We start from the raw sequence: 22,604 nt of genomic DNA, 5'->3' as shown, positions 1-22,604 counted from the left end.
TTTATGTTATATGATATTCTAAGACCTATAATAAGGGTTTTATTAAAAATTGTATATAAAGTAAAGGTCACGGGGCTTGATAATCTTCCCGATAATGATACATCTTATATCATTTCCGGAAATCACATACATATTTGGGATCCTGTTTTAATGGCCGTACAAATAAAAGGTAGGCATCTGCACTTTATGGCAAAGGATGTCTTATTTAAATCCAAGTTTTTAAACTGGTTTTTACATAAAGTATATGCTATTCCGGTAAAAAGAGAAGATAATGATATCGTAGCTATTAAAACAGCTATGAAAGTTTTAAAGAATAAAGAAGTTTTGGGTATCTTTCCGGAAGGGACAAGAAATCTCACAGAAGAAGAAATGCTTGAACCCAAAGGAGGGCTTGTATTACTTGCAACAAGGATGAAAGTTCCCATAGTTCCCGTAGGTATCAGGGGAGAATACAAATTCAGAAAACCTCTCATAATAAATTACGGAAAACCGATATATTTGGATGAATACTACAGTAAAAAATTATCTTCACAGGACTGCATAGATATATGCAAAAAAGAAATCTATCCTGAAATCATCAGATTAAAGGAGATGTAAGATGAATATAAGAAAAGCAAAGAGTGCGGGTTACTGCTTTGGAGTAAATAAAGCCGTTAATACCGCTTATGAGGCAAGTGAAAACAGCAATGGAACAGTTTATACACTCGGTCCTCTTATACATAATGTTCATGTGACAAATGAACTTAAAGAAAAGGGAGTATCCATAATAGATAATCTCGACGATACAGATGAAGGAACGGTCATAATACGTTCTCATGGGGTCGGTAAGGAAATTTATGAAAAAATCAAGAAAAAAAACTTAAAATTGATTGACGCAACGTGCCCTTATGTAAAATCTATTCAAAATAAGGTTGAAAAATATCACAATAAAGGTTATACTATAGTAATTGTAGGAGATAGCGAGCATCCTGAGGTAAAAGGTGTTAACGGCTGGTGTGAAAACAAAGCTAAAGTAATCTTTTCCAAGGAAGAAGCTAAAAACTTCGCTACAGACGAAAATGTCTGTGTCGTTGCTCAGACTACAATAATAGAAGCTCTTTTTGATGATATTACAAATATAATAAAAGACAACTGCGCTAATGTAGTGATTTTCAACACAATTTGTAATGCTACAAGCGTAAGACAGGAAGAAGCCAGTTTAATAGCATCAGAAGTGGAAGCTATGGTAGTAGTTGGTGATACTCATAGCTCGAACACGAAGAAACTAGTAGAAATCAGCAAGTCAAAATGCGATAATGTTTTCTTTGTAGAAACTGCTTCGGATTTGGATGATGCTATAAAGAAATATAACAATATTGGACTAACGGCTGGAGCATCGACACCAACCCAGTTAATAGAGGAGGTAATTAATACTATGGACAACAACATGGTGGATAGTTTTGAAAAAAACATCGAAGAATCAATGAAAGAATTTAGAGAGGGAGATATCGTAGAAGGCGAAATCGTTGCGGTAGACCACAACGAAGTAACTATGAACATCGGTTATAAATCAGATGGTATCGTTAAAAAAGCCGACTTTTTATACGACCTAATGGAAGATTTGACTTCTAAAGCTGCTAAGGGCGATAAAGTCAAAGTTATGGTCATGAAGATGAATGACGGAACAGGCAATGTTTCACTTTCTAAAATCAAAGTTGACGAACTTGGTGCTTTAGACGAAGCTAAAGAAAAATATGATTCCAAAGAAACAGTCAAAGCTAAAATAACAAAAGTAGTTAAAGGCGGTTTGATCGTTGATTTAGGATTTATCAAAGCATTTATGCCTGCTTCTTACTATGATGTAAGATTTATCAAAGATTTTGACAGTCTTCTAGGCAAAGAAATCGAATGCAGAATCGTTGAATTTGACAAACAAAAGAACAAAATCATCGTTTCAAGAAAAATCTTACTTGAAGAAGCATACAAAGAAAGAAAAGCAAAAGAAAAAGAATTAAAAGAAGCTGCTATAGCCGCTCTTGAAATCGGTAAAGTAGTTGAAGCTCCAATCAAGAACATCACAAACTTCGGTATGTTCATTGACTTAAACGGAGTTGACGGCTTTATCCATATTTCAGATATAGCTTGGAAAAGAGTCGGAAACATCAACGATTTATACAAAGTTGGTGACAGCGTAAAAGCTATCGTAACAGAATTAGACAAAGATAATTACAAAGTTAAATTAAGCGTTAAGGACTTAACAAAAGAACCTTGGCAGGAATTTATCGAAAATTATTCTGTAGGTCAAACTGTTAAAGCTACAATCAAAAATACTACAAACTTCGGTGCATTTGCTGAAATCATACCTGATGTTGAAGGTTTAATTCATATCTCTCAATTATCACATGACAGAGTAAATAATGTTGAAGATGCAGTTAAAACCGGTGATGAAGTAAATGTTAAAATCATTGATATTAACAAAGACAAAAGAAAAGTTTCTCTTAGCATTAAAGAAACTATGGATCCACCAAAAAGAAAGATCGAAAGAAACAAATTATATCATAAAGAAGACAGCAATGTAACTTTAGGCGATATCTTCGGAGATCTTTTAAAATCTGAATAGTATTATAAAATATTCCCTGCATCTATTAGGTGCGGGGATTTTTATTAAAAGGAGAATAAAATGAAACAATTACAAATTGCTTTTGATACCAAAAGCTTGGATGAATGCATTAAAATAGGTAAAGAATGTGAAGAATATTTGGATATCATCGAATTCGGTACTCCTCTTGTATATAAATACGGAGCCGAAGGTATCACAAAGCTGAAAGAAGCTTTTCCTGGTAAGAAAATCCTTGCCGACTTTAAAATAATGGATGCAGGCGAATTTGAAACAAAAATTGCTCTTGATGCGGGTGCGGATATAGTGACAGTACTTGCCGCAGCAGATAATCAAACTATAGAAGACTCTTTAAAAGCGGTAAAAGAGGTCGGTAAAGAATTGCTTGTCGATTTGATTTGTGTAGATGTTTTCGAAGAAAGAGTATCTTATCTTGAAAAAATCGGGGTAGACTATATATGTGTACATACCGGTTCAGATACTCAAAAGCTGGGAGCAAATCCTCTTGAAGATTTGATTAGAGTTAAGAAACTCGTTAAAAATACGAAAGTAAGCGTTGCCGGGGGAGTAAAAGTAGATACTATAAAGAGTATAAGCGATGAATGTCCCGACGTTATAATTGTCGGAGGGGGACTTTATAATGCTGAAAATCCCGGTGAAACAGCTAAAAAAATGGTTGACATTATAAATTAAGAAAGACATAAAAAAGGATAGGATTAAGTTTCCTATCCTTTTTTTATTTATTTTATATCGTTCTTAAAACTTCACTGTCCTGTCTTGCTGCACATGCAATATTATAGGCATGGTCACCAACACGTTCAAAATCGGTTAAAGACTGGATATAAAGCATTCCCGTAGATACTCCGCATCTGCCTTCTCTAAGTCTCAATACGTGATTTTCCTGTGCTTTTAGAGTAAGTTTATCTATCTCTTCTTCTATGCTGTATAATTCAACTTGTTCATCTTCGCTTATTTCCTGATTTGTAAATGATTCAACTGCTTTATCAAGAAGTTCTAAATCATTATCCAAAAGAGATTTTAATTCTTTTCTTGCATTATCGGAAAATCTAACTTCTTTTTTTACTGCTTCTTCGCTTTTTTCCATCAAGTTTACCGCATGGTCGTTTATTCTTTTTATATCGTTTATCACATAGAATATCCTTGATAGATGTTCGGAGTCTTTACCTTGAAGTTCCATGGAATTTATTTTAATAAAGAACTCTGTTAAATGTTCGCTCAGCCAATTCACCAGTTCTTCGTTTTCTTTTATATGGTCTCTGTCTGTGGACTTTGAATATATAAAATCATTTCCTGCTATAAAAAGACTGTCTTTTGCAATATCAGCCATCCTCTTTATTTCACTTATGATTTGTACCAATAAAGATGCTGAGTTTGTTACGATTTGAGGGTCTAAATAGTAAAATCTAAGATTACTAGAATGTTCTCTGTCCGGTATAATTTTATATGATAAATTAACTATCGCGTTTGTAAACGGAAGAAGAACTAACGCCGTAACTATTTTGAATATGATATGTATCATTGCCACTTGAGCTACTGGAGCCGAGAATGTACCGGTAACAAAGTCCGCAAAGGGAGTAAACATACCTATCGGAACGAAAAGGACTGCTCCAAATAAGTTATAGATAAGGTATATAAAAGAAGCTCTTTTAGCATTTGTCTTAGCATTTATAGCTGATAATAGAGGAGGTGCAGCAGAACCTATATTAACACCGCAGACTAAATATATAGCAAAGCTTGCCGGCATAAGACCTTGAAGAGCCAAAGCCTGAAGTACACCTACTGCCGCAGATGAAGACTGCAGTATAGCACAAAGTATAGTTCCGACCAATACTCCGATAATAGGGGAGTTTGCACTGCTTATGAAGTCTATGAAGGGCTGATATGTCCTTAGGCTTACCATTGCTCCGCTCATTGTGCTTAAGCCTTGGAACAATATACCAAAACCAAGGATAATCTGTCCTATATGTTTTTTATTTTGTTTCTTTGCAAATAAAAGAAGCATTGCTCCGATAAAAATGCATACCGGTGCTATTGCCGAAATGTCAAGTGCAATGATTATACTCGTAACGGTCGTACCGACGTTTGCACCGATAATGATTCCAACGGCTTGGTTCAGCGTCATCATTCCTGCGTTTATGAAGCCCATTACCATAACGGTGGTAGCGGAAGAAGACTGTATTACCGCAGTAACTACAAGACCGACAAGAAAGCCCATGACAGGGTTACGGGTAAGTGCCTCCAGGAGTTTTTTCATTTTTGCTCCGGCAGCAAGTTCTAGACCGTCGCCCATGTATTTCATCCCAAATAAAAAGAACCCGAGGCCCCCGCATAACGTAAGAATATTAGTAAATGTCATATGCTTATACCCCTAAATTTTAAAATATTATATATATGAATACAAATTAATTACTATTTTTAATATTATTTATTTAAAGTATACGACAAAAAATGACTATAATCAAGATTATTTTTACCGATAGTTTACTATTATTTTACATTTTGTTTACATTCGCTTAATAAAAAAACACCTAGAATAGGTGTTTCACTTTATATAAAAAAGTTATTAAAGCATTCTCATTACCCCGATAACTTTACCCAGGATCTTTAAATCGGTGGAATAAATAGGGTCATAAACGGAGTTTTCAGGCTGTAGCCTTACTCTGTTTTGTTCTTTAAAGAAAGTCTTTACCGTTGCTTCATCATCGATAAGTGCAACTACTATATCATGGTCATTTGCGGTGTTTTGTTTTTTTACTACAACCAAATCTCCGTTTAGTATACCTGCATTTATCATGCTGTCGCCTTTTACGTGAAGCATAAAACATTCGTTTTTCCCTACAAAAGAGCTGGGAAGGGGATATGTGTCTTCCACATTTTCCTCCGCAAGTATGGGATAACCCGCCGCAACATTACCGATAATAGGTACGTTTATTACGTCATCCACTAAGCTTACTTCGTCCACTTGATTTTCGTCTTTTGTAAAAGGAGAAAACCCTACTACTTCTATTGCCCTTTGTTTTGACACTCCTCTTTTTATGTAACCTTTTTTTTCTAAATTGTTTAATTGATTATGAACAGATGAGGTCGATGTTAAACCCACATTTGAACCAATTTCTCTTACTGAAGGGGGATAACCCTTATCCTTTAATTCAGCTTTAATAAAATCTAAAATTTTAATTTGAATTTTCGTTAAATCGTTATACATAACATTAACCTCCTATGATTATATTATACATAAATTTCCGGTAATGTCAAACTTATGTTCTAACTTTTTCAAAAATTTGTTCTAAATATATTGACAAATAGAACGAACGTTTGCTATAATGATAACGAACAAAGGTTCTTATTTCGATAAGGAGGACGAAACAATGACAAATTATGAATACAATGTATATAGAAATAAACAAAGAAGGATAGAAAGAGCGAAAAGAAAAAGAGCGTTAAGAAGAAAAAGAAGGATTATGATATCCGTTTTGGTTTTAGTTGTGCTGATAAGTGTTCCTACGTTCTTCTATTCCGCTAAAGCAAAGCCTTTACATCAGGATACATATCCTGTTTATACTGTTCAGGCAAATGATACCTTATGGGATATAGCCAAGGATATAACAGATGACAATACTGACGTAAGACAGACTATTTATGAAATAGGCAGGCTTAACAATATAGATGAAAATCAGTCTATAGAAGTAGGACAAAGGATTTTACTTCCTTACTAATTTAATATTTTATTTTTTTTTGATATATCATTCGAACATATGATGTAAACATATGTTTATTAAACTGATTTTTGTTCGAATATAATAGCCCACTCCTCATATATTCTTTAATATATGGGTAATATATAAATTATCAATCAATAGTAAACGCTAAAAAAGACCTTACCCGGGTCTTTTTTAGTTTAATCATCTCTTAATTTGGTTACTCTTGCCGCTATTTTTCTTCTTTCTTCTTCTATTGCCGCGTAATGTTTCTTGGTTGTATTGACATCTTTATGACCGAGAACATCTGCCACAAGATATATATCTCCCGTTTCCTTATATAGATTGGTCCCGTAGGTACTTCTAAGTTTATGGGGTGAGATATTTTTAAGGGGTACCACTATCTTCGTATACTTCTTTAACATCTTTTGTATGCTGCTTTGAGTCATCCTTTTATTTTGAAGGGATAAGAATAGGGCACTTTCCTCCGTATCAATTTTGTCTCTTGTCTCTTTTAAATATCTCAGCAGAGCTTCTCTTACTTCTTCAGGCATATAAAGTATGGCTTTGTTTCCGCCTTTTCTGGTAACAACAAAGCTGTCATTGTCAAAATCCACGTCGTTTACATTCAGTCCCACACATTCGCTTATACGTATACCCGTACCGACAAGAAGCGTTACGATGGCTAAGTCTCTTACTTTGGTTTTGTTATGATATTTAAGCTGGGCGGGAGTAAGGCTTTTTCCGCTTTCTATTTCATCCAAAAGGTTAGCCACTTCGTTCGGTTCCAGCCTAATGATAGGCTTTTCATAGTTCTTCGGAAGGTCAACGAGGACAGTCGGGTTTGTCTTTATCATTTCTTTCTTAAAATAGTATTTATAGAAAGAACGAAGAGTTGAAAGTTTCCTCATTTTTCCTCTGTTGGAATTGGAAAGCTGGACTTTACTGTTCTCATTCTTATAATGTTCTTTTGTGTAATATGAGAGATATTCGGTAAAGTCTTCCAAATCCACTGCTTTTATATTATCCAAATCACTCAGAGAAATATCTTTTATATCTTTTAAATGAGTGAATAGGGGATGATTTTCTATCAGATATTCAAAGAAGATTTTAATATCCATAGCGTATGCAATCCTTGTCTTTATGGAGGTGTTGTTTGTTATACCTCTGAAGAATGCATTTGCAAAGCTTGGAAGCTCTTTTATTTCTTCTCTCAGTTTTATATTAAGTTTGTTTGAGACTTCTTTTGTATAATCGGCCATGTTAACTCCTATATAAATAATATATCTAATTATATTACAATCCTCTTAAAATTCAAAGTTTTATGTGGTATAATGGTAAAAGTTTGATAAATTGATAGTATTAGGGGTGTAGAATGAATAAGACATTTAAAGAGGCATTTAAGGTTACTATGCCGGTACTTCTTGGATATCTATCCATTGGTTTTGCATTCGGACTGATGATACAAAGCATCGGTCTTAATTTTATTTGGGCAGGGGGAATGTCCCTTACCATATATGCGGGAACTCTTCAGTATCTTGCAGTCGTTATGTTTCAAGGCGGCATGAGCCTTATAAGTGTTGCTCTGATGAGCTTTTTCGTGAATTTCAGACATATGGTCTACGGACTTTCTTTAATCGAACCTTTCAAAGGTATAAGTTTCTTTAAAAAGTTATATATGATATTTGCCTTGACAGATGAGACATATGCACTTTTGACTTCTTCCACCGTTCCGGAGAGTGTGAAACATGACAAGGAAAAATATTATTTTTACATAAGTATCTTAGACCAGAGTTACTGGATAATAGGCTCTATACTGGGTGCGACTATAGGCTCTATCATAAATATCAATACCAACGGGGTTTCATTTGCCATGATAGCCTTATTTTGTGTATTATGTGTAGAACAGTGGATGAATTTAAAAGACAAGACTCCTGTTTTCATAGGAGGTTTTTGCGGTATCCTATCACTTGTTATTTTCGGTGCTGATAATATGATGATACCGGCAATCATAGGGATAATAACTCTTTTATTATTAGATAAGAAAAGGGAAGAAAAGGAGGGGATACTGGATGAATAAGTATACATTGATTCAAGGGCTCTTGGCGATTGGGATCATGTGTATCATTACATTTATAACAAGAGCTGTCCCTTTTGTCCTTTTCTCGGGAAAAGATAAGAAACCCGGCGATACTATACTATATTTAGGTAAAGTCCTTCCTCCGGCTATGATGATAATGCTTTTGGTGTACTGCTTAAAGGATATGTCGTTAATAGTTTATCCTTACGGTATCCCCGAAATAATAGGAGTAATTTTAGCAGTGGGACTTCACATATGGAAGAGAAATAACTTTATAAGCATATTCGGTTCTACAATAGTGTATATGATATTGGTTCAGGCGGTTTTTGTGTAATAAGGTAAATTATTTTTATTTTAAAATAAAAATAACTTATATCAAAGATTAAGCATTGCCTATATATCCATAGCATAGAAACTAAAAATTATATTATTTAATGTGTTAAAGAACGTTTAGATTTTATTAAATTTTTAATTCGATATCTATGCAAAAGCGGTTAAATGATGTTATAGCGAGGCACAGAGGCTTAATGCAAGGAATATTAAATCAACTATGGTATTATTCCTTATACTAATTATATAAAATAACTATTTAGTTAGTATAAAGAAATAAATTTTAAAGATAATAGCAATTACTTTTTTAGGTAGATAATTTTTATGACTATTGATCAATTTACTATGCTTAAAGAAAAATGTGAATGTTCTTTATTGATTATTTCTAATATATAAAATAGCTTTTTATACTAAAATCCAAAAAATAAAAGCGTTAAACTGTTTTAAAAAGAACGTTTAAAATATAGTTGATTGTGTTACTCTGAGAGAAGATATTCAATTAATTCTAAAATGTTAGGGTACGTAAATTACTATATAATAAAGAAATTAAATAAATTACGAATTAACAAAAACAATATTTAGTAAAAATAGGGAAGAGTAGAAAAGGTTATTTGTAAAAAATAAGAGTTTTTAAAATTACATTTAAAAACAGATATTTGGTAGGAAAATAATTATCAAATATTAAAAATAGAATATAATAATCTTGGAATAAATAAATTTATAAATTATTACTTATTATAAAATAGAGCATACACTTCACAAAATATTTATTTAGTGAAGTAATAATATTAAATAAAGAGGTATAAAATGCAGCAGATAATTGAAACTTTAGCAAGTGAATTTAATCAAAACAAAAAACATATTGAAAATGTTATTGAACTTTTAAACAAAGGGGATACAGTTCCTTTTATAGCAAGGTATCGTAAAGAACTGACAGGTTCTATGGACGATCAGCTCCTTAGAGAGATAACAGACAGACTAAATTACTTGATAAACTTAAATGAAAGAAAAGAGGAAGTCAAAAAATCTATTGCTTCTTTGGAAAAGCTGACAGTAGAACTTGAAAAATCCATAGATGACGCAAAGACGCTTTCAGAGGTAGAAGACTTATACAGACCATATAAACCAAAGAGAAAGACCAGAGCTTCCATTGCAAAGGAAAAAGGACTGGAACCTTTATCGGACTTGATAATTTCTCAAAAGGCAGACTTAGGTGATATCACTGAACTTGCAAAAGATTATATCAATGAAGAAAAAGGCGTAAATAACGAAGAAGAAGCCATAAAAGGTGCTCTTGATATAATCGCGGAAAGTATTTCCGATGATGCAAGTATAAGAAAAGAATTGAAGCAATTTGTACGTCAAAGAGGAAAAATAGCAAGTAAAAACGCTAAAGATGAAGACAGTGTTTACGCCACCTACTACGATTTCAGCGAAGGTATCAAAAAACTTGCTGGACATAAAGTACTTGCACTTAACAGAGGCGAAAAAGAAGGCTTCTTAAAAGTGGGGATAAGCGTAGATAAAGAACAAGCTCTATATATAATCCATAAGCATATCGTTAAAAACCACAAAAGCAGTGCATATAAATATATTATAGATACATGTATCGACGCTTTTGACAGACTATTATTTCCTTCTATAGAAAGAGAAATCAGAAATGATTTGACAGATACTGCCAACGAATCAGCAATAAAGACTTTCTCTACTAACCTAAGACAGCTTTTAATGCAGCCTCCGGTAAAAAACAAAGTGACTTTAGGCTTAGACCCTGCTTACAGAACGGGTTGTAAAATTGCGGTCGTAGACGGTACGGGTAAGGTATTGGATACTACAGTTATATATCCTACTCCTCCTCATAATAAAATAGAAGAATCGGAAAAGATAATAAAAGCCTTGATAGCTAAGTATAACGTAGAGATAATATCTATCGGGAACGGGACTGCCTCAAGGGAATCTGAGAAATTTGTAGCCGATACGATAAAGGGAACGGACGTAGCTTACATGATAGTAAACGAAGCTGGTGCTTCGGTATACTCCGCTTCAAAACTTGCGGCGAAAGAGTTTCCTGATTTCGATGTAGCACTAAGGAGTGCAGTATCTATTGCAAGAAGGCTTCAGGACCCTCTCGCAGAGCTTGTTAAAATAGATCCGAAGAGTATCGGTGTGGGTCAGTATCAGCACGATATGCCAAAGGCGAGACTCAATGAAGCATTGACAGGCGTGGTAGAAAGCGTTGTAAACAGCGTAGGTGTGGATCTTAATACAGCTTCTGTCTCTTTGCTTGAATATGTTGCGGGGATAAGCAGTGCTGTAGCTAAGAATATAGTCACTTACAGAGAAGAAAATGGGATATATAATAAACGTTCCGAGCTTTTAAAAGTCCCTAAACTTGGTAAAAAGTCTTATGAACAATGTGCGGGCTTCCTAAGAGTTGCGGAGAGTTCAAATCCATTGGATAATTCCGGAGTACATCCGGAGACTTATAAAGCGGCTAAAAAGGTACTGGAACTGACAGGGCATACTTTAAAAGAGATAAATACCGATAACATATCCGATTTGGAAGAAAAAGCTAAAAAGATAGGTTTAGGTGATATAGCGGAAAAATGTGAAATAGGTATCCCGACACTCAAGGATATTTTAAAAGAACTCATCAAACCGGGCAGAGACCCAAGAGAAGACATACCTGCTCCGATACTGAGAAGCGATGTTTTGGAAATGGAAGATTTGATAGTGGGAATGAAATTAAAAGGAACGGTTAGGAATGTCGTGGATTTCGGAGCATTCGTTGATATCGGAGTTCATCAGGACGGTCTGGTTCATATATCTCAAATATCAAATACATTCATAAAACATCCAAGCGATATATTAAAGACGGGGGATATAGTTGAAGTGACGGTTTTAGATGTAAATAAAGATAAGAATAGGATTTCACTTTCGATGATAAGGTAAAATCAAGCCGTGTTATATCACGGCTTTTTTGTTTATTATAGTAAAAAATATGATATAATTAAATAGAATTTATCGAAAGTTTTATAAATATGTAATTTATTTTTAGGAGATATAAAATGTCAGAAATCAATAATGCAAATTTAGGATTTGAAAAACAAATATGGAATGCAGCTTGTGTTCTTTGGGGACATATTCCCGCCGCTGAATATAGAAAAGTAATAGTAGGGCTTATTTTCCTTCGTTACATATCAAGTGCATTTGAAAACAGATACAATGAACTTGTTGAGGAGGGAGAGGGCTTTGAAGACGATAAGGATGCTTATATAATGGAAAATGTTTTCTTTGTTCCCGAAGAAGCAAGGTGGGATAATATTGCTAAGCATGCACATACACCTAAAATAGGAAGCGTTATTGATGAAGCCATGGATATAATAGAAAAGGAAAATAAAACCTTAAAAAATGTTTTACCGAAAAGCTATGCAAGTCCCGACCTTGATAAAAGAGTTTTGGGAGAAGTTGTTGATTTATTTACAAATATGGATATGGGTGATACCGATAACAGCAAGGATTTGCTTGGAAGGACATATGAGTACTGTATAGCTCAGTTTGCGTCTTATGAGGGAGTAAAGGGCGGTGAATTCTATACCCCTGCAAGCATAGTTAAAACAATAGTTGAAATATTAAAACCTTTTCAAAACTGCCGTGTATATGACCCTTGCTGCGGTTCGGGCGGAATGTTCGTTCAAAGTGCAAAGTTTGTAAGTGCACACAGCGGAAACAGAGGGGAAATATCCGTATTCGGACAGGAATCCAATGCGGATACATGGAAAATGGCGAAGATGAACATGGCAATAAGAGGGATAGATGCAAACCTTGGAAACTATCATGCAGATACTTTTTTTAATGATTTGCATAAAACCCTTAAAGCGGATTTTATAATGGCAAACCCTCCTTTTAACCTTAAAAACTGGGGACAGGATAAATTAAAGGATGATGTTCGTTGGAAATTCGGAACACCTCCTGCAGGTAATGCCAACTATGCCTGGATACAACATATGATACATCACCTTGCACCAAACGGAAAAATCGGTTTAGTCCTTGCAAACGGAGCTTTATCTTCCATGACATCGGGAGAGGGGGATATAAGAAAAAATATAATTGAAGCAGACCTTGTGGAAGGTATTATTTCCATGCCTACACAGTTATTTTACAGCGTAACAATTCCCGTTACTCTTTGGTTTATAACAAGAAATAAAAAACAAAAAGGAAAAACCTTATTTATTGATGCCCGTAACATGGGGTATATGGTAGACAGAAAACACAGAGACTTTACAGATGAAGACATAAAAAAACTTGCTGATACATTTTCAGCATTCCAAAACGGAACCCTTGAAGATAAAAAAGGATTTTGCCACGTAGCAGATTTAGAAGAAATAAAGAAACAAGATTATATTTTAACACCCGGCAGATATGTTGGAATAAAAGAAAGCGAAGAAGACGACGAACCTTTTGAAGAAAAAATGAAACGACTTACGGAAGAATTATCTCAAATGTTTAAACAGTCCCATAAACTTGAAGAAGAAATACGTAAGAACTTGGAGGGGATTGGGTATGAAGTGTAAGTGGGAAAGGAAAAAAATTGGAGATGTAGTTGATATAAGACGAGGTGCATCACCAAGACCTATTCATAAGTTTTTAAGTAATATTGGTATGCCTTGGGTAAAAATTGCCGATGCAACATCAGACTCTTCTAGATATTTGAGCAAAACAAATGAATATATAGTTGACGATGGTATCAATAAATCAGTCAAAGTTGAACCTGAAACTTTGATTGTATCCAATAGTGCTACACCAGGATTGCCAAAGATTATGAAAATCACAGCGTGTGTTCACGACGGATGGTTGGTCTTTTCAAATTATAGGGGGATAACTCGAGACTTTCTTTACTATAAGTTTATAGATATTCGTCTAAAACTTGTTAATCAGGCAAATGGAAGTGTATTTCAAAACTTAAAAACAGATATTGTGAAAGACTTTGATATATATATTCCAACTATACAGACTCAAAACAAGATAGTTGATATTCTATCAAAATTAGACGACAAAATAGAATTAAACAATAAAATAAATGAGAATTTGGAAGAGCAGGCTAAAGCGATTTTTAAATCATGGTTTATTAATGTTGATAAAATTCCAGAAGGTTGGGTAAAAGCTTCTCTACTTGATATTGCAGATTATACCAATGGTCTTGCAATGCAAAAATATCGTCCATTAGATAATGAAATTGGAATTCCTGTTTTAAAAATTAAAGAACTTAGACAAGGCGTGTGCGATAATAATAGTGATTTATGCTCTCCTAATATAAAGCCTGAATATATTGTTAATGATGGAGATGTAGTTTTTTCTTGGTCAGGAAGCTTACTTGTTGATTTCTGGTGTGGGGGAAAATGTGGATTAAATCAACATTTGTTTAAAGTTACTTCTACAAAGTACGATAAATGGTTTTATTATTCTTGGACAAAATATCATTTAAATAAATTTATTGCGTTTGCATCTGCTATGGCTACAACAATGGGACATATTAAGAGAGAAGAACTTGCAAAATCAGAAGTTCTTATTCCATGTATCTCTGACTATAAAAATATTAATAATATGCTTAAACCTATCTATAATTTAATTATAACAAATCGTATTGAAAATAGAAATTTAACGAAACTTAGAGACACTCTCTTACCAAAACTAATGAACGGTGAAATTGATGTTTCTGATATTAAAGTTTAAAATATATTTCTATGAGAAAGGAAAGTATTTATAAGAAATTATGTTACATGAAGAAATAAAAACAAATGAAGATAATGAAATTGATTCAGTAGGTACATTTATAAATAAAATAAAAGAATTAAAAGAAGAAAATGCTGGAAAATCACAAGAAATATATTTTAGAGGACAAGAGGTTGACTTTTGGGATATAGAACCAAGTATTTTTAGAAATGACATGTTAAGTATTGAACATGATCTTATGCAAATACCGTTACAAAAAATTCCCAATGAATTTAAGGGGTTTGATAACAAATTTGATATAATGGCAAAATATCAACATTATGGAATGTGTACAAGACTATTGGATTTGACAACCAATCCTTTAGTTGCTTTGTATTTTGCTTGTAAAATACATGGAGAATAACCGGAAATAATAAAAAAGGAACCGAATGGAATAATATATTATACTGACCAATTTTACCCCTCAAAACCAACAGATAACGATGTACAAATTATTTCCAGTTTAGCAAGTTACGATTTATCTAAAGAAAATAATATTACTTCTTTATTAACTAAACTAAATACAGACAATATTATTAGTGAAACGGATATGAATTATTTTATGTCATCACAACAAGGCTTAGATAAATTTATCAACATTATTCAAACAAATTATATGGTAATACCTACATATACAAATGAAAGATTAATTAAACAAAATGGAGTATTTTTATTAACAAGCTTTTTTTCAGTAAATATTAATGAAGAAATTGGAAATAGTATTATAAATAAAACAAAAGGAAGTTTAAAAAATCAATTTTCAGAGCAATATTTTTTCATAAAAGGAGATAATAAAGAAGAAATTTTAAAAGAATTAGATCTATATAATATAAATGAAGCTACATTATTTCCTGAATTGGAACATCAATTAAATTATATTAGAGATATAAATGAAGAAAATACACAATTTGTTGCAAGCTTTATTAAATATGAAAAAGCTGAGAATGATAATAAGTCGTATATATATGCAAATAGCAATGATACCGAACTTAATGACTATATTATAGAAAATATAGAAAAAATATTAAAAAATATTGTAGAAAAGAAAGATATTCGAGATATTAAAAATATAATTCAAAATAATTTCACAGTAGATTGGTATTGTAAAGAAAGTATACAAAGTAAAATTAAAATTAAAATAAAAGAATTTTATAAAAAAAATTACCCTGATACAATAAAATTATCAGAACAAGCTGAGGCAATTTTAGAAGCAATAATTACTGAAGTCAAAAATTTTTATAATAATAGACTAAATGATTGATAAATTGGAGGAATAAAAATGTCAGCATTCTACACCGAATCCGACTACGAAAAATCAATAATAGAATTGTTTACCGATAATTTAGGTTATGAATACATATACGGACCTAAAACCGAAAGAGATAAAAACAATCCGTTATATGAAGATGTGCTTATTGACTGTTTATATAAAATCAATAAAAACATGCCGAGGGAAGCAATAAATGATGCCATATTCAAATTAAAAAACATAGAAAACGGGGAGCTTGTACAAAGAAACTCTGTTTTTATGGACTATTTGCAAAACGGTGTTCCGGTAAGATATTTTGTAGACGGAAAAGAAAAATCTTCTATCGTTTATCTTGTAGATTATAGCAATGCAGACAATAACTCTTTTATCATTGCCAATCAATGGACATTTATTGAAAACAGCGAAAAAAGACCTGATATAATTCTATTTGTTAATGGGCTGCCCGTAGTGCTTGCAGAGCTTAAGTCTCCGTCTAGAGAAGAAACTAACGTAACAGACGCTTACAGACAAATTAAAAACTATATGAAAGAAATACCTTCAATATTTGTATATAATGCAATTTGCGTTATAAGCGACCAAGTAATATCAAAAGCGGGAACCATAACGTCAGGAGAAGACCGTTTTATGGAATGGAAGAGTAAAGACGGAGATTATGAAAACAGAAAACACGCTCAGTTTGATACATTCTTTGAAGGAATGTTTGAAAAAGAGAGACTTTTAGATATAATAAAGAATTTTATATGCTTTTCAAACGAAGTCGTAAAATCTTATAAAATTTTAGCAGGATATCACCAATATTTTGCAGTAAAGAAAGCGATAAAATCAACTATCAATGCAACTGATACAGACGGAAAAGGCGGAGTTTTTTGGCATACTCAAGGCAGTGGAAAGTCTTTATCCATGGTATTTTATGCTCAACTTATCAATCAAACCTTAAATAGCCCTACAATCGTTGTTATTACAGACAGAAACGACCTTGACAATCAGCTGTATTCTCAATTTGCAAAGTGTAAAGACTTTTTAAGACAAACACCCATACAAGCAGAAAGCAGGGAAAATTTAATAGAACTGTTAAAAGGAAGAAAAGCAAACGGTATATTTTTTACGACAATGCAAAAATTCACAGAAACAGGCGAAGCTCTTTGTGACAGAAAAAATATTATCGTAATGGCAGATGAGGCACATAGGGGACAGTATGGGCTTAACGAAAAAGTGGACGCTAAGACAGGAAAGCTAAAAATAGGAACGGCAAGAATAATTAGAGATGCTCTTCCAAATGCTACATATATCGGCTTTACGGGAACTCCTGTTTCGCAAAAAGACAGAAGCACAAAGGAAGTATTCGGTAATTACATAGATATATACGATATGACGCAATCCGTTCGAGATGATGCAACGAAACCTATTTGTTATGAAAGCAGAGTTTTAAAATTAAATCTTGATGATGATATTTTAAAACTGATAGATAAAGAATACGACAAAATGGCATCGAATGCAGATGAGGAAGTAATAGAAAAAAGCAAGCATGAACTTGGAAAGTTAGATGAAATATTGGGAAATGATAAAACAATCCTTTCTTTAACATTGGATATTATTGACCACTACGAAAACAACCGAGAACATCTCCTTACCGGTAAAGCAATGATTGTTGCTTATTCCCGTCCGATTGCAATGAAAATATATAATCAAATACTAAAACTCAGACCGGATTGGAAAGATAAAGTTGCGGTTGTAATGACTTCAACAAACAATGACCCTGAAGAATGGCGTGAGATTATAGGTAATAAAAATCATAAAAATAAGATTGCACAGGAATTTAAAGACAATGAAAGCCCTTTAAAAATAGCAATAGTTGTCGATATGTGGCTTACGGGATTTGATGTTCCGTCTCTTTCTACAATGTATATATATAAACCAATGGAAGGGCATAACTTAATGCAGGCAATTGCCAGAGTAAATAGGGTATATAAAGATAAAGTGGCGGGACTTATAGTCGATTATATAGGTATTGCCGGAGCGTTAAAAAAAGCAATGAGCGATTATACTCCAAGAGATAGGAAAAATTATGGCGAAACCGATATTTCAAAAGTAGCTTATCCGAAATTTGCAGAAAAACTTGAAGTATGCAGGGATATATTCCATAAATTCGATTATACAAAGTTTGAAAAAGAAAGCGAACTTGAAAAAGCAAAAACAATAAGCGGTGCCGTAAACTTTATAATGGACAGAACGAGGTTAAAAAATAAAGAATCTTTTATGAAAGAAGCACTGATTCTAAGCCAATCATTGTCGCTTTGTTCTTCCATAGTTCCTAAGAATGAAAGAATAGAAGCATGTTTTTTCGATTCGGTAAGAGTATTCATTTTACGACTAAATGACAACGGAACAGGTAAGAAAATATCTTTAAAAGAAATGAACACCAGAATAAACGAACTATTAAAACATTCAATAAAAACCAGTGGAGTAATTAACTTATTTTCTGATATAAAAGAAGAATTCTCAATTTTTGATCCAAAATTCCTTAAAGACGTGGCAGCAATGCCTGAAAAAAATCTTGCAATAGAACTTTTGAAAAAATTAATTAATGAACAAATTTCTGTATATAAAAGAACAAATATAGTTAAATCAGAAAAATTCAGTGAAATAATAAAACGTTCATTAAATTCATATTTAAACGGAATGCTAACAAATGAAGAAGTTATAGAAGAGATGCTAAAACTTGCAAGAGAAATTTCAAAAGCTCAAAAAGAAGGAGATGAAATGGGTCTGACAGTAGATGAATTAGCATTTTACGATGCACTAACAAAACCAAATGCAATAAAAGATCTTTATGAAAATGATGAACTTATAACAATCACAAAAGAACTCACTGAAACCCTAAGAAAAAATAAAACCATAGACTGGAAAATGAGAGCATCGGCAAGAGCAAAAATGCGAATGATTATTAAAAGACTTCTAAGGAAACATAAATATCCACCTGAAGGAATGGAAGATGCTGTTCAAACAGTTATGTCTCAATGTGAAATGTGGGCAGATAATTTATAAACGGATTTATAAGGTAAAGTATTGTCCGACTTTTCAATATTAAAATTTTCAAAACCTAAATAGCAACAAACATAAAAAACGGTTCTTTAGCGAACCGTTTTACTTTTAGGGGAATACGCATTGATGTTATAATATATTAATTTAACTTTCCGCTAAAGACAACTTTAACAAAAACTTAAACATATTTTAATTATATAATAAGTATATTTTAATATAAAGCTAATGCCTTTGTTATTAATGGTTCCCGCCGATATTAGATTTTGATTCTTGATAATTATTTGTTTTTAACTTTATTATTGTTATCTTTTTATATTACTCCTACCATTTAACTTATAATAAATTATATTTAAATAATTTAATTATTCTCTTCGTTATATTTATTTATATCTTAATTATCTTCTTTTTTATAAATTTTCTACACTGTTAATCGTTGGTTTAAAATTTACTGAAGGGATTTTTATTCATATCAAGTTCATTTAATTCTTTGCTGTCTTTTAAATACTTCTCCACTTGTTTATCTGTCTTTATCCCAAGGAAATTTTTTATATCCATAAAGCCTGCGGAGTTATACTCTTTTATCATCTTTACAGAGGTGTTCCTTAGTATCCCGGTAGATATACCTCTCTTGTTTATACCTATTTTACAAAGTGCATTTTTTACTACTTCCTGAATACGTCTTTCTGTAATCGGCTTATTATTACGTCCGTTTAACAGGTATAACTGGTCGACTGATTTTAAAAAGTCGCTTAAAATGGCTCTCAGAGCGTCATTTATTTTAACTATTCTTTTGTTTTCACCATTATTATCGATTAGTATAGAATTTTCATAAATATCTTTGATTTTTATATTTTTTAGTTCTTTCACCGTAAGTCCGTTAAATAAAATTAAAAATATTATGATTTGATTTTTGATCGGTTCATGACTTTTGGTATATTCAATTAAATCTTTGATTTGCTTATCATTTAGTACTTCATTGTTAAAATTAGTATTGTCATATTTGAATTTAAAAGTTACGACTTCGCTTGAAAAAGAATATTTTTTGTTTAGATACTTATATAAATTTTTTACTGCAGATATTTTTCTTGCAATAGTCTTTTCGGAATTGTTTAGTGTTGATTTTAAATGATTTACGTAAGCGTACATATCAATATTATTAATGCTTTTAAATAAATTCAATTCTTTATCCAAATCATTGGAATTATTATAAGAATTCCTTTCTTTAATAAACAAAAAGAAGGTATTTAAATCGTACAAATACCCCTTTTTAGAATTCTCATTTATATTTAAATCATTTAAATACTCTTCTATCACAAAACTATTCATTCCACTACCCTATTTACTTCACTAAATATTTATTTTGTGAAGTATCTTTCTTGTTAAATCTGATTTTTATATACTATAAGATAATATATGTTATAAAAATTTTTATCTATTTTTAATTTTATATTTTTTTATTTCAAAAAATCTATTATCATTTGTTTTTCTTTGTTTGTCAGAAGATGCATATGTCCCCTGCCCTTCAGTTCATATAGCCTAACATCAGAAATTATCTCTTTTGCTCTTTTTAATACTTTTCTTGAAGGAAACAAACAATCGTACTCTCCCGCCAAAATGAACGCAGGAGATTTAAAATTCTGCATTCGTTTTTTATCTACATTGCTTGGCATTGCCACTTTTGTTTTTACATTGTCAAAACTGTCTTTTAATATATCTCTTGTATCTTCATCTATTATATCTTCTCCGTTTGTCATATACATAGCTGTTTTTATTATAAAATCTTCATTTTTTGTAATAATATATTTTATCAAAGGTATCATCATTTTTGCACTGCTTATCGGAAAGGCATTATTTATTCCCGATGGGACTTCCAGGACACATCTTTCCACCTTTTCGGGACTGACACACATCAATTTAGCCAGTACTCCTCCGCCGAAAGAACCACCGTAACATCTCATCTTTTTAAATTCAAGCTTATCTATTAACTCACTTGCCCACTCCCCGTAAGAATAACCCCTTGAAGATAAGCTCACCTCATCACTTTTCCCCGGATGACCTATTATATCTACCGCATAAATATTAAAATCATCAAGCAGGAATTTACATAGAAGCAAATTGTAAGCAGAACTGGAATTCCCTCCGTGGAATACCAATAACGGTTTCCCGACTTTATTCCCGGTCCTTACCAAATGTGTTTTTCCAAATGAAGTATTTACATAAATATCTTCGTAAGGATTTCCTAATTTTTCAAGCTGTCTATTGTATAACTCAAGGCACTTTTTCTTTCCTTCTTTGGTTTTATATATGCTTTTCATATTAATTATCCTTTATCAAATTAAGTCCATTATAACATTTTTTAAACCAAATAACATAAAAAAAAGAGACATCTTGTTCGACATCTCTTTTATTTTATTTCTTGGTTTTAGGAGAAAATATGACCGCAAATACATATCCGAATATTATTGCTGCAGCAATTCCGCCTCCCGTTGCAGTAAGAGGTCCGGTAAGTACTCCCAGAAGCCCGTCCTGCTTGACCGCAAATATAGTCCCTTTAACAAGACTGTATCCGAACCCGGTAAGAGGAACCGTAGCACCTGCCTGACCGAACTTTACTATAGGTTCATATAGCCCAAGAGCAGTTAAAATTACTCCCGCAACAATATATATAACTAAAATCTGTCCCGAAACGAGTGTAGTGTTATCCATGATGATTTGAGCAATCAAACATAGTATCCCTCCGGTTATAAATACATATAAATAATCCATTATTATCTCCTTTATTTAGAATTCTCGATTGTTACCGCATGAGCTATACAAGGAATGTTTTCCTTTTGTCCGGTTGAAATCGGACTTAATAATGCTCCCGTTGCCACAAGTAAAATCTTATTTAATTCTTTACTTTTAAGCTTATTGTAAAAGTAACTCGTAAAGACCGTAGAGCTGCATCCCGCACCGCTTCCGCCGCACATAACATCCTGATTTATTATGTCGTAAACAAGCATACCGCAGTCTTTATATTTGTTTTCTATATTCACACCTTTTTTCTTTAAGAAATCTTTTGTGATATTATATCCGACTTCGCCAAGGTCACCCGTAACGATAAGGTCATAATCTTCCGCACTCACATCCAAATCCTCTAGATGTGTCATAATCGTGTCACAAGCGGCTATCGCCATTGCACTTCCCATATCATTGGGGTCACTTTGACCGAAGTCCATGACTTTACCTATTGTCATATGAGTAACGAAAGGCCCTTCCAGGCAGCTCTTTTCCAAAATCATTGCCCCGGAACCGGTTACGGTCCTTTGTGCACTTGGAGGAGACTGTGTACCAAGCTCCAAAGGGAACCTGTACTGTCTTTCTGCGGTAGAAAAATGACTTGCCGTACTTATTACTGCTCTGTTTATAAAATCTCCGTCAAGAAGGACTGCGGCTGCCTGAATTGCTTCCACAAAAGTAGAACAAGCATTATAAAGTCCCCAGTAAGGGATCTTAAGGTCTCTTGCTGTTAGATTTGTAGTAATGATTTGATTTAATAGATCTCCGCCGATATAAATATCTATATCGGTTTCATTTAATTGATTTGTTTCAAGTAAAGATAAGATATTTCTAAGACACATTTGGTGCTCGGCTTTTTCAAATGAATCCTGCCCAAGTAAATCATCTTCAAATGTTTCATGAAAATAACTATTCAAAGGTCCCTGACTTTCGACGGGACCTGCTATCGACCTTGTGTCTCTTATACATATCCTTTTACCAAATTTGTAACTTTGTCTTCCTATTTTTTTATTCATC

The 22,604-nt window shown here is 32.8% G+C and carries 19 protein-coding genes; 12 read left to right on the top strand and 7 right to left on the bottom strand.

The genetic code is table 11. The features are described from left to right. The first annotated feature begins 3 nt into the window (after nucleotides 1-3). The 3 genes from NSA01_RS04365 to hxlA are packed head-to-tail and all read left to right on the top strand — an operon-like array spanning nucleotide 4 to nucleotide 3,289. Nucleotides 4-597 carry a lysophospholipid acyltransferase family protein gene (locus NSA01_RS04365; protein WP_257480291.1) on the top strand — a complete coding sequence of 198 codons (594 nt, stop codon included), beginning with the start codon at nucleotides 4-6 and terminating at the stop codon, nucleotides 595-597. 1 nt (nucleotide 598) lies between these two features. Beyond that, the gene (locus NSA01_RS04360; RefSeq protein WP_257480290.1) at nucleotides 599-2,599 is read left to right on the top strand and encodes a bifunctional 4-hydroxy-3-methylbut-2-enyl diphosphate reductase/30S ribosomal protein S1; all 2,001 of its coding nucleotides are present in this window, start codon (nucleotides 599-601) and stop codon (nucleotides 2,597-2,599) included. Between the two features lie 60 nt (nucleotides 2,600-2,659). Continuing rightward, complete coding sequence (gene hxlA / locus NSA01_RS04355; RefSeq protein ID WP_257480289.1) at nucleotides 2,660-3,289, top strand: 3-hexulose-6-phosphate synthase; 630 nt, start codon at nucleotides 2,660-2,662, stop codon at nucleotides 3,287-3,289. A 52-nt stretch (nucleotides 3,290-3,341) separates the two neighbouring features. Here hxlA and NSA01_RS04350 read toward each other — a convergent pair whose 3' ends face one another. Together NSA01_RS04350 and lexA are read right to left on the bottom strand one after the other, a co-directional pair. Then, on the bottom strand, nucleotides 3,342-4,973 hold the full coding sequence (locus NSA01_RS04350) for a Na/Pi cotransporter family protein (protein ID WP_257480288.1): 1,632 nt from the start codon (nucleotides 4,971-4,973) through the stop codon (nucleotides 3,342-3,344). 207 nt (nucleotides 4,974-5,180) lie between these two features. Continuing rightward, a complete protein-coding gene (gene lexA / locus NSA01_RS04345) occupies nucleotides 5,181-5,822 on the bottom strand; it encodes a transcriptional repressor LexA (RefSeq protein WP_257480287.1) in 642 nt (213 codons plus the stop codon). A gap of 163 nt (nucleotides 5,823-5,985) precedes the next feature. On the opposite strand from lexA, the gene NSA01_RS04340 reads away from it, so the two are divergent. Continuing rightward, on the top strand, nucleotides 5,986-6,333 hold the full coding sequence (locus NSA01_RS04340) for a LysM peptidoglycan-binding domain-containing protein (RefSeq protein WP_257480286.1): 348 nt from the start codon (nucleotides 5,986-5,988) through the stop codon (nucleotides 6,331-6,333). 182 nt (nucleotides 6,334-6,515) lie between these two features. On the opposite strand, the gene NSA01_RS04335 is transcribed toward NSA01_RS04340, so the two are convergent. Beyond that, the gene (locus tag NSA01_RS04335; protein ID WP_257480285.1) at nucleotides 6,516-7,577 is read right to left on the bottom strand and encodes a tyrosine-type recombinase/integrase; all 1,062 of its coding nucleotides are present in this window, start codon (nucleotides 7,575-7,577) and stop codon (nucleotides 6,516-6,518) included. A 113-nt stretch (nucleotides 7,578-7,690) separates the two neighbouring features. Here NSA01_RS04335 and NSA01_RS04330 point away from each other — a divergent pair, with 113 nt between their 5' ends. The 8 genes from NSA01_RS04330 to NSA01_RS04295 all read left to right on the top strand — a co-directional run bounded on the left by NSA01_RS04330 (nucleotide 7,691) and on the right by NSA01_RS04295 (nucleotide 18,812). Continuing rightward, nucleotides 7,691-8,395, top strand: coding sequence for an AzlC family ABC transporter permease (locus NSA01_RS04330; RefSeq protein ID WP_257480284.1), 705 nt, complete (start codon nucleotides 7,691-7,693; stop codon nucleotides 8,393-8,395). After that, entirely contained in the window at nucleotides 8,388-8,729 is a 342-nt protein-coding gene (locus tag NSA01_RS04325; RefSeq protein WP_257480283.1) for a branched-chain amino acid transporter permease, read from the top strand. Before NSA01_RS04330 ends, NSA01_RS04325 begins: the two co-directional genes overlap by 8 nt. A gap of 803 nt (nucleotides 8,730-9,532) precedes the next feature. Continuing rightward, a complete protein-coding gene (locus tag NSA01_RS04320; RefSeq protein ID WP_257480282.1) occupies nucleotides 9,533-11,677 on the top strand; it encodes a Tex family protein in 2,145 nt (714 codons plus the stop codon). A 116-nt stretch (nucleotides 11,678-11,793) separates the two neighbouring features. Continuing rightward, nucleotides 11,794-13,299 (top strand): class I SAM-dependent DNA methyltransferase, encoded by a 1,506-nt coding sequence (locus tag NSA01_RS04315; protein WP_257480281.1) that lies wholly within the window; start codon nucleotides 11,794-11,796, stop codon nucleotides 13,297-13,299. Continuing rightward, nucleotides 13,289-14,458, top strand: coding sequence for a restriction endonuclease subunit S (locus NSA01_RS04310; RefSeq protein ID WP_257480280.1), 1,170 nt, complete (start codon nucleotides 13,289-13,291; stop codon nucleotides 14,456-14,458). Before NSA01_RS04315 ends, NSA01_RS04310 begins: the two co-directional genes overlap by 11 nt. Before the next feature lie 40 nt (nucleotides 14,459-14,498). Next, nucleotides 14,499-14,861 (top strand): FRG domain-containing protein, encoded by a 363-nt coding sequence (locus NSA01_RS04305; protein ID WP_257480279.1) that lies wholly within the window; start codon nucleotides 14,499-14,501, stop codon nucleotides 14,859-14,861. 198 nt (nucleotides 14,862-15,059) lie between these two features. Next, the gene (locus NSA01_RS04300) at nucleotides 15,060-15,758 is read left to right on the top strand and encodes a type I restriction enzyme endonuclease domain-containing protein (protein WP_257480278.1); all 699 of its coding nucleotides are present in this window, start codon (nucleotides 15,060-15,062) and stop codon (nucleotides 15,756-15,758) included. 18 nt (nucleotides 15,759-15,776) lie between these two features. After that, nucleotides 15,777-18,812 carry a type I restriction endonuclease subunit R gene (locus NSA01_RS04295; protein ID WP_257480277.1) on the top strand — a complete coding sequence of 1,012 codons (3,036 nt, stop codon included), beginning with the start codon at nucleotides 15,777-15,779 and terminating at the stop codon, nucleotides 18,810-18,812. 435 nt (nucleotides 18,813-19,247) lie between these two features. Here NSA01_RS04295 and NSA01_RS04290 read toward each other — a convergent pair whose 3' ends face one another. From NSA01_RS04290 to spoVAD, 4 genes are all read right to left on the bottom strand, one after another. Next, nucleotides 19,248-20,135 carry a tyrosine-type recombinase/integrase gene (locus NSA01_RS04290; RefSeq protein ID WP_257480276.1) on the bottom strand — a complete coding sequence of 296 codons (888 nt, stop codon included), beginning with the start codon at nucleotides 20,133-20,135 and terminating at the stop codon, nucleotides 19,248-19,250. Between the two features lie 128 nt (nucleotides 20,136-20,263). Next, nucleotides 20,264-21,124, bottom strand: a complete 861-nt coding sequence (locus NSA01_RS04285) for an alpha/beta fold hydrolase (protein ID WP_257480275.1) — start codon at nucleotides 21,122-21,124, stop codon at nucleotides 20,264-20,266. A 94-nt stretch (nucleotides 21,125-21,218) separates the two neighbouring features. Continuing rightward, nucleotides 21,219-21,575, bottom strand: coding sequence for a stage V sporulation protein AE (gene spoVAE, locus NSA01_RS04280; RefSeq protein ID WP_007049257.1), 357 nt, complete (start codon nucleotides 21,573-21,575; stop codon nucleotides 21,219-21,221). Nucleotides 21,576-21,586: 11 nt separating this feature from the next. Then, nucleotides 21,587-22,603: a stage V sporulation protein AD gene (gene spoVAD / locus NSA01_RS04275; protein ID WP_257480274.1), complete on the bottom strand. Its 1,017-nt coding sequence runs from the start codon at nucleotides 22,601-22,603 to the stop codon at nucleotides 21,587-21,589. Nucleotide 22,604: the final 1 nt, after the last annotated feature.

Source organism: Anaerofustis stercorihominis, assembly GCF_024623185.1.
In the GTDB taxonomy this organism is placed as follows: Bacteria; Bacillota; Clostridia; order Eubacteriales; family Anaerofustaceae; genus Anaerofustis.
This window is presented reverse-complemented; position numbering and strand designations above follow the sequence as displayed.